This window comes from Kitasatospora sp. NPDC057542 (assembly GCF_042801945.1).
GTDB lineage: Bacteria > Actinomycetota > Actinomycetes > Streptomycetales > Streptomycetaceae > Kitasatospora.
Map to the genome: position 1 here is coordinate 1 of NZ_JBHVFE010000478.1, position 6,817 is coordinate 6,817.

5 protein-coding genes are annotated in these 6,817 nt (G+C 73.6%); 3 read left to right on the top strand and 2 right to left on the bottom strand.

What is annotated here, in order from left to right:
• A partial coding sequence (locus ACFU7Y_RS37015; protein WP_380770987.1) for a serine/threonine-protein kinase occupies positions 1-879 on the bottom strand: 879 nt, incomplete at its 3' end.
• Positions 880-1,066: 187 nt separating this feature from the next.
• Here ACFU7Y_RS37015 and ACFU7Y_RS37020 point away from each other — a divergent pair.
• Positions 1,067-3,346 carry an FdhF/YdeP family oxidoreductase gene (locus tag ACFU7Y_RS37020; protein ID WP_224284913.1) on the top strand — a complete coding sequence of 760 codons (2,280 nt, stop codon included), beginning with the start codon at positions 1,067-1,069 and terminating at the stop codon, positions 3,344-3,346.
• Positions 3,347-3,439: 93 nt separating this feature from the next.
• On the opposite strand, the gene ACFU7Y_RS37025 is transcribed toward ACFU7Y_RS37020, so the two are convergent.
• Positions 3,440-4,978 carry a C40 family peptidase gene (locus tag ACFU7Y_RS37025; protein WP_380770988.1) on the bottom strand — a complete coding sequence of 513 codons (1,539 nt, stop codon included), beginning with the start codon at positions 4,976-4,978 and terminating at the stop codon, positions 3,440-3,442.
• Between the two features lie 337 nt (positions 4,979-5,315).
• Between ACFU7Y_RS37025 and ACFU7Y_RS37030 the strand changes: the two genes are divergently transcribed.
• Both ACFU7Y_RS37030 and ACFU7Y_RS37035 read left to right on the top strand, forming a co-directional pair.
• The gene (locus ACFU7Y_RS37030; RefSeq protein ID WP_224283522.1) at positions 5,316-6,488 is read left to right on the top strand and encodes an inorganic phosphate transporter; all 1,173 of its coding nucleotides are present in this window, start codon (positions 5,316-5,318) and stop codon (positions 6,486-6,488) included.
• Positions 6,489-6,514: 26 nt separating this feature from the next.
• Positions 6,515-6,766: a hypothetical protein gene (locus ACFU7Y_RS37035; RefSeq protein WP_224283521.1), complete on the top strand. Its 252-nt coding sequence runs from the start codon at positions 6,515-6,517 to the stop codon at positions 6,764-6,766.
• Positions 6,767-6,817: the final 51 nt, after the last annotated feature.

Sequence of the window (6,817 nt, forward strand, 5' to 3'; positions counted from 1 at the left end):
CTCCACCACCGTCGGCACCGGCGCCGCCGCGGCCGCCTGGCCGCCCTGCCACCCGGCCGGCGCGGCGAGCCGCCGCTCGACCGTACGGGCGTCGGCCGGCCGGTCCGCCGGATCCTTGGCCAGCAGCTCCGCGACCAGCCCGGCCACCTGCGACGGCAGCCCGAACTGCGCCGGGTCCAGCGGCGCGGGCGCCTCGTTGAGGTGCTGGTACATCAGCACCGGCGTCGAGTCCCCGCCGAACGGCCGCGCCCCGGTGAAGAGTTCGACCAGCACGCAACCCAGCGCGTAGAGGTCGGCCCGGCCGTCCACCCGGCCGCCGGTCCACCGCTCCGGCGCCATGTACGCCGGGCTGCCGACGATCGTCCCGGTGGTGGTCAGCCCGCCCGCGCCGGTGTCCAGCTGCGCGATGCCGAAGTCCAGCACCTTCAGCCGCCCGGCGTCGGTGATCATCACGTTGTCCGGCTTGATGTCCCGGTGCACCACGCCCGCGTCGTGCGCCGCCGCCAGCGCGCCGCTGATCTGCCGCCCCCAGCGCAGGCTCTGCTCCGGCTCCGGCAGCCCGTCCCGCAGCACCTCGGTCAGAGTGCGCCCGGTGAGCAGTTCCATCACCAGGTAGGTGACCTCCTGGCCGCCGAGCTCGCACTGCCCGAGGTCGTGCACCGTGACGATGTGCGGGTGCGAGAGGTTGCCGGCCGCACCGGCCTCCCGGACGAACCGCAGCGCGGCCTTCGCCCGGTCGCCGCCGTGGTGACCGATGACCTTGACCGCCACCGGCCGCCCCATCCGGGTGTCCCGGGACCGCCACACCACCCCGAACCCGCCCTGTCCGAGCTTCTCCACCAGCTCGTACCGGCCGTCCAGGACGTCCCCGACTCGCACGCGCCCTCCCCTCCCGCCATGACGCCCAGACTCTACCGACGGCCCTCCCCCGACACGGCCAGGGCCTGCCTCCCCGACGTTCGCGGACCCCGCGGGGCTCCACGCGACGGGCCCCGGGTGGAAGGATGGGCCGTCAGCCCCGCGACGGTGCGGCGGCTCGGACCAGCAGAGCCCGAGGAGAGCGGCCATGGCCAAGCAGGCCCCGCAGAGCGACCCGGCGCAGGACGCCCCCGAGGTGTCCGCGCCCCAGCACGCGGCCGCCGGGCTGCCCGCCGTCGGCCACAGTCTGCGGATGGCCGCCGAGCAGATGGGCGCCCGCCGCGCCCTGTCCACCCTGCTCAAGATCAACCAGCCGAACGGTTTCGACTGCCCCGGCTGCGCCTGGCCGGAGCCGGACAGGACCCACACCGCCGAGTTCTGCGAGAACGGCGCCAAGGCCGTCGCCGAGGAGGCCACCGAGCGCCGCATCCGCGCCGAGTTCTTCGCCGCCCACCCGGTCGCCGACCTGGCCGAGCGCTCCGGCTACTGGCTGGGCCAGCAGGGCCGGCTCACCCGGCCGATGCTGCTCGACGAGGGCGCCACCCACTACACGCCGGTCTCCTGGGACGACGCCTTCGCGCTGATCGCCGAGGAGCTGAAGGCCCTGGACACCCCGGACGGCGCCGCCTTCTACACCTCCGGCCGGACCAGCAACGAGGCCGCCTTCGCGTACCAGCTGTTCGCCCGCCGGCTCGGCACCAACAACCTGCCGGACTGCTCCAACCTGTGCCACGAGTCCTCCGGCTCGGCACTCACCGAGACGCTCGGCGTCGGCAAGGGCAGCGTCGGCCTGAAGGACCTCTACCAGGCCGACCTGATCATCGTGGCCGGTCAGAACCCGGGCACCAACCACCCCCGGATGCTCTCCGCGCTGGAGCGCGCCAAGCGGGCCGGCGCCACCATCGTCAGCGTCAACCCGCTGCCGGAGGCGGGCCTGGAGCGGTTCAAGAACCCGCAGCACGCGCGCGGCCTGGTCGGCCACGGCACCAAGCTGACCGACCTCTTCCTGCAGATCCGCCTCGGCGGCGACCTCGCGCTGTTCCGCGCGCTGAACCGGATCGTCCTGGAGCAGGACGGCGTCGACCGCGCCTTCGTCGCCGAACACTGCCACGGCTTCGAGGAGTTCGAGGCCCAGGCGCGGAAGACCGACCGCGACGAGGTGCTCGCCGCGACCGGCCTGCCCTGGGAGCAGATCGAGGAGCTCGGCCGGCTGGTGCTGGGCTCGAAGAAGATCATCGTCTGCTGGGCGATGGGCCTCACCCAGCACAAGCACGCCGTGCCGACCATCCGCGAGGTGGTCAACTTCCTGCTGCTGCGCGGCAACGTCGGCCGCCCCGGCGCCGGGGTCTGCCCGGTGCGCGGACACAGCAACGTCCAGGGCGACCGGACGATGGGCATCTTCGAGCGCCCCACCACCGCCTTCCTGGACGCACTGGGCGGGGAGTTCGGCTTCGAGCCGCCGCGCGAGCACGGCCTCGACGCGGTGGACACCATTCGCGCGATGCGCGACGGCAAGGTCGGGGTCTTCTTCGCGATGGGCGGCAACTTCGTCGCGGCCACCCCGGACACCGAGGTCACCGAGGCCGCGATGCGCCGCTGCCGGCTGACCGTCCACGTCTCCACCAAGCTCAACCGCTCGCACGTGGTCACCGGCGCCCGCGCCCTGATCCTGCCGACCCTGGGCCGCACCGACCGGGACGTCACCGCGCGCGGCGCCCAGTTCGTCAGCGTCGAGGACTCGATGGGCCAGGTGCACGCCTCGCGCGGCGGCCTGCGCCCGCCGGCGCCCGGCCTGCTCTCCGAGACCGCGATCGTCTGCCGGCTCGCCCGCACCGTGCTCGGACCGCAGGACACCGTGCCGTGGGAGGACTTCGCCACCGACTACGACACCCTGCGGGACCGGATCGCCCGCGTCGTCCCGGGCTTCGAGGACTACAACGACAAGGTCCGCCGCCCCGGCGGCTTCACCCTGCCGCACGGCCCCCGGGACTCCCGCACCTTCCCGACCGCGACCGGCAAGGCCAACTTCTCCGTCAACCCGCTGACCGCCCCCGAGGTCCCGCCGGGCCGGCTGCTGCTCCAGACCCTGCGCTCGCACGACCAGTACAACACCACCGTCTACGGCCTCGACGACCGCTACCGCGGCATCAAGGGCGGCCGCCGGGTGGTCCTGGTCAACCCCGCCGACGCCGACGAACTCGGGCTCGTCGACGGCCGGTACGTCGACCTGGTCAGCGAGTGGAGCGACGGCGTGGAGCGCCGCGCCCCGCACTTCCGGGTCGTCCACTACCCCGTCGCCCGCGGTGGCGCGGCGGCCTACTACCCCGAGACCAACGTCCTGGTGCCGCTCGACTCCACCGCCGACATCAGCAACACCCCCACCTCCAAGGCCGTCGTGATCCGCTTCGCCCCCGACAGCGGCGAGTAGCCGCCCGGAGCACACCCCGCCGGCCGCCCGGCCCCGGACAGCGCGGAGGCCGCCCCACGTCACCGGACGTGGGGCGGCCTCCGCATGGCCTCATCAGTGCGTCGGCGTGCCGAGCGGCAGCGTGGCCGTGGCGCTGCCCGGGGCCGAGGCGGTCGCCGAACCGGTGCCGCTCGGGTTCCCCGTCGGGGTGCCCGTCCCGGTCGGGGTGGGCGTGCCGGTCCCGCTCGGGGTGCCCGGCGTCCCGGTCGGCGTCGGGGTCGGCGTGCCCGGCTCGGTCGGCGTCCCGGTCGGCGTCGGGGTCGGCGTGCCGCCGGACGGCGTCCCCGGGTCGGTCGGCGTGCCCGGCGTCCCGGTCGGCGTACCCGGCACGGTCGGCGGCGTCACCGCTCCACCCGGGGCCGGCGTGGCCGGCGCCTGGTTGGCCGGGCTCGGCGAGATCGGCGTGACGGAGTCCCAGCCCGTCGGGAGGTCGGGCACCTTCCACGCGCCGCCGGCGTCGTCGGCCGCGCCGGACGGGTCCGGCCGGACGGCCCCGAGGATCGGCATCGAGCCGACCGGCGAGATCTTGATGAACGCCCCGGGCCGCGGCGCCTGCACGACCAGCCCGCCGCCGATGTACATCCCGACGTGCGAGGCGTCCTGGAAGTACACCACCAGGTCGCCGGGCCGCAGCTGGTTGAGCGCCACGTGCGGCAGCTGCGCCCACTGCTCCTGGCTGGTGCGCGGGATCGGCCTGCCCGCGTGCAGCCAGGCCTGCGAGGTGAGGCCCGAGCAGTCGTAGGAGGCCGGGCCGGTGCCGCCCCACAGGTACGGCTTGCCCAGCTGCGCCAGCGCGAAGGCGATGGCCCCGCGGCCCTGCAGGGAGGGCGTGCGCTCCCCCTTGCCGAGCGCCCCGGAGGCGAGGAACGCGAGCTGCGCCTCGTCCGCCTTGGTCTTCTCCAGCTGCTCCAGCTCGGCCCGCTGGGCGCCGGTCAGCGAGGAGACCATCTGCTCGACCGCGGCGAGGTCGGCGGCCGCCTTGGCCTTGGCCGCGTCCTGCTCGGCGACCAGCGTCCGGGAGGTGTTCAGCGCCTCCTCGGTCTGCTTCTTCAACCCGTCCAGCGCGTCCCGGTCGCTCTTCAGCCTGTCCAGGAACTCCGACTGCGAGCGGCTGGCCGACGCGAGCAGCTCGGCGATGACGACCGCCTCGTACGGGTCCTTGGAGAGCAGCAGCTCGGCGTACGCGGAGGCGGCCCCGTTGCGGTACTGCGCGGCGGCGAGCTGCGAGGCGATGTCGGTGCCCGCGTCGACCTGCTTCTGCTGGCGGTCCAGCCGGCCCTGGAGGTCGGTGAGCGAGGCCTGCTGCTCCGTCACCTTGGCGACGGCGCCGTTGTACTGCTCGGTGGCGGCCTCGGCGCCCTGGTAGAGCGCGTGCAGCCGGTCGAGCATCGGGCCGAGGGTGGCCTTGGCGGCAGCGAGCGGGTCACCGCCGGCGACGCTCTGGCCGGCCCCCGGGTCGGGTGCGGCCCAGGCGGCCTGCGCGCCCGCGGGCAGTGCGAGTGCCGCGGCCGCGAGGACGGCTCCGCAGCGCAGCGCCGCCCGCACCCAGGGCCGTACGCGTGCCGTCTCCGCTCTCTGTGCCGCCCCGCCCATGGCCTGGTCCTCCCCGCCGCGCACTGCCCCTGTCCCGGCTTCCCGGATCCCGCAGATCCTCCCACGGGTTACTCGCCGGAAACAGGGCGCGTGCGGACCGGGAGGTTAATTCTCGATTGATCTGTGAGACAGCTCTCAGCAAACCGGGTCGAACCGGCATGTTCTTCGCTAACGTCCAGTTCAGCGCGCCCCAGGTCACTCCGATGAAAGCCAATGGTCACCGGGAGTCAACCGCCGGAACCACGATTCCCGATCCAGTTCACCTTCCGTTTACCAAACAGACCTACGGTCGCGACGTCATCAACGTCCGTGCGACAACTACGACGATTGTTTGGGTATGGAACACATCTCGTTCCTGGTGGCCGTTGTGATCATCACGGCGCTCGCCTTCGACTTCACCAACGGGTTCCACGACACCGCCAACGCGGCCGCCACCGCGATCGCGACCGGAGCCCTTCGTCCGAAGGTCGCGGTCACCATCGCGGCCCTGCTCAACTTCGCGGGCGCGTTCCTGTCCGTGAAGGTCGCCACCACCATCTCCGGCGGCATCGTCAACGAGAAGGCCGGCGTCCATCCCGAGATCATCTTCGCCGCCCTGGCCGGCGCGATCCTCTGGAACCTGCTGACCTGGCTGCGCGGCCTGCCGTCCAGCTCCTCGCACGCCCTGTACGGCGGCCTGATCGGCGCCACGATCGTCGGCGTCGGCATGAACGGCGTCAACTTCGACACCGTGATCACCAAGATCCTCATCCCGGCCGTCGCCTCGCCGTTCGTCGCCGGCCTGGCCTCCTGGGGCGCCACCAAGCTGGCCTACGTGATCACCCGCAAGGGCGACGCCGCGGCCACCGAGAAGGGCTTCAAGACCGGCCAGGTGTTCTCCTCCTCGCTGATCTCGCTCGCGCACGGCACCAACGACGCCCAGAAGACGATGGGCATCATCACCCTGACCCTGGTCTCGGTGGGCGCCCTGCCGCACGGCGCGCTGCCCCCCACCTGGGTGATCGTCTCCGCGGGCGGCGCGATCGCGCTCGGCACCTACATGGGCGGCTGGCGGATCATCCGCTCGATGGGCAAGGGCCTGGCGGACATCCGCCCGCCGCAGGGCTTCGCCTCCGAGTCGGCCGCCGCGACCGTCATCCTGACGTCCTCGCACATGGGCTTCGGCCTCTCCACCACCCAGGTCTGCTCCGGCGGCATCATGGGCGCCGGCCTCGGCGGCCCGAAGGGCGAGCTGCGCTGGAGCATGGTCCGCCGCATGGTCTACACCTGGGGCCTGACCCTGCCGGCCGCCGCCGTGGTCTCCGGCGGCGCGGCCCTGTTGGCCGAGCAGGGCAGCTGGGGCGTCGCGCTGGTCGGCGCCGTGCTGGTGGCCGGCGCGGGTGCGATGTGGCTGATCTCCCGCCGCCAGCCGGTCGGCGCGGACAACGTCAACGACGTCACTCCGGTCGAGGTCGCACCGGCCGGTACCACGAACGCCCCCACCCCCGCCTCGACCACGGTCGCGGCCTGAGCGCCGCCGGCTGAGGAGCACTCACCATGCACATCAAGTGGAACGCCCTGGCCCAGACCGCCGGGGTCAGCTTCGGCATCACCGTCGCCGTGGTCGCCGTGTTCGCGCTCGGCATCCTGGCGCTGTCCCGCCGCGAGGCCGCGGTGAGCGCCGCCCGTGAGGGCGGGGGCGCCGGGGCCCCGGGCGGCGGCAGGCTCGCCCTGGCCGGCGCGTACGTCTGCTTCGCGCTGTGCGGCGGGGCCGTCCTCTACGGGCTGTCGCTGATCGCCGGCAAGTAGCCGCCGCGCGCCGCGCACAAGGACAACGGGCCGGGGAGTGCCTTCACGCAC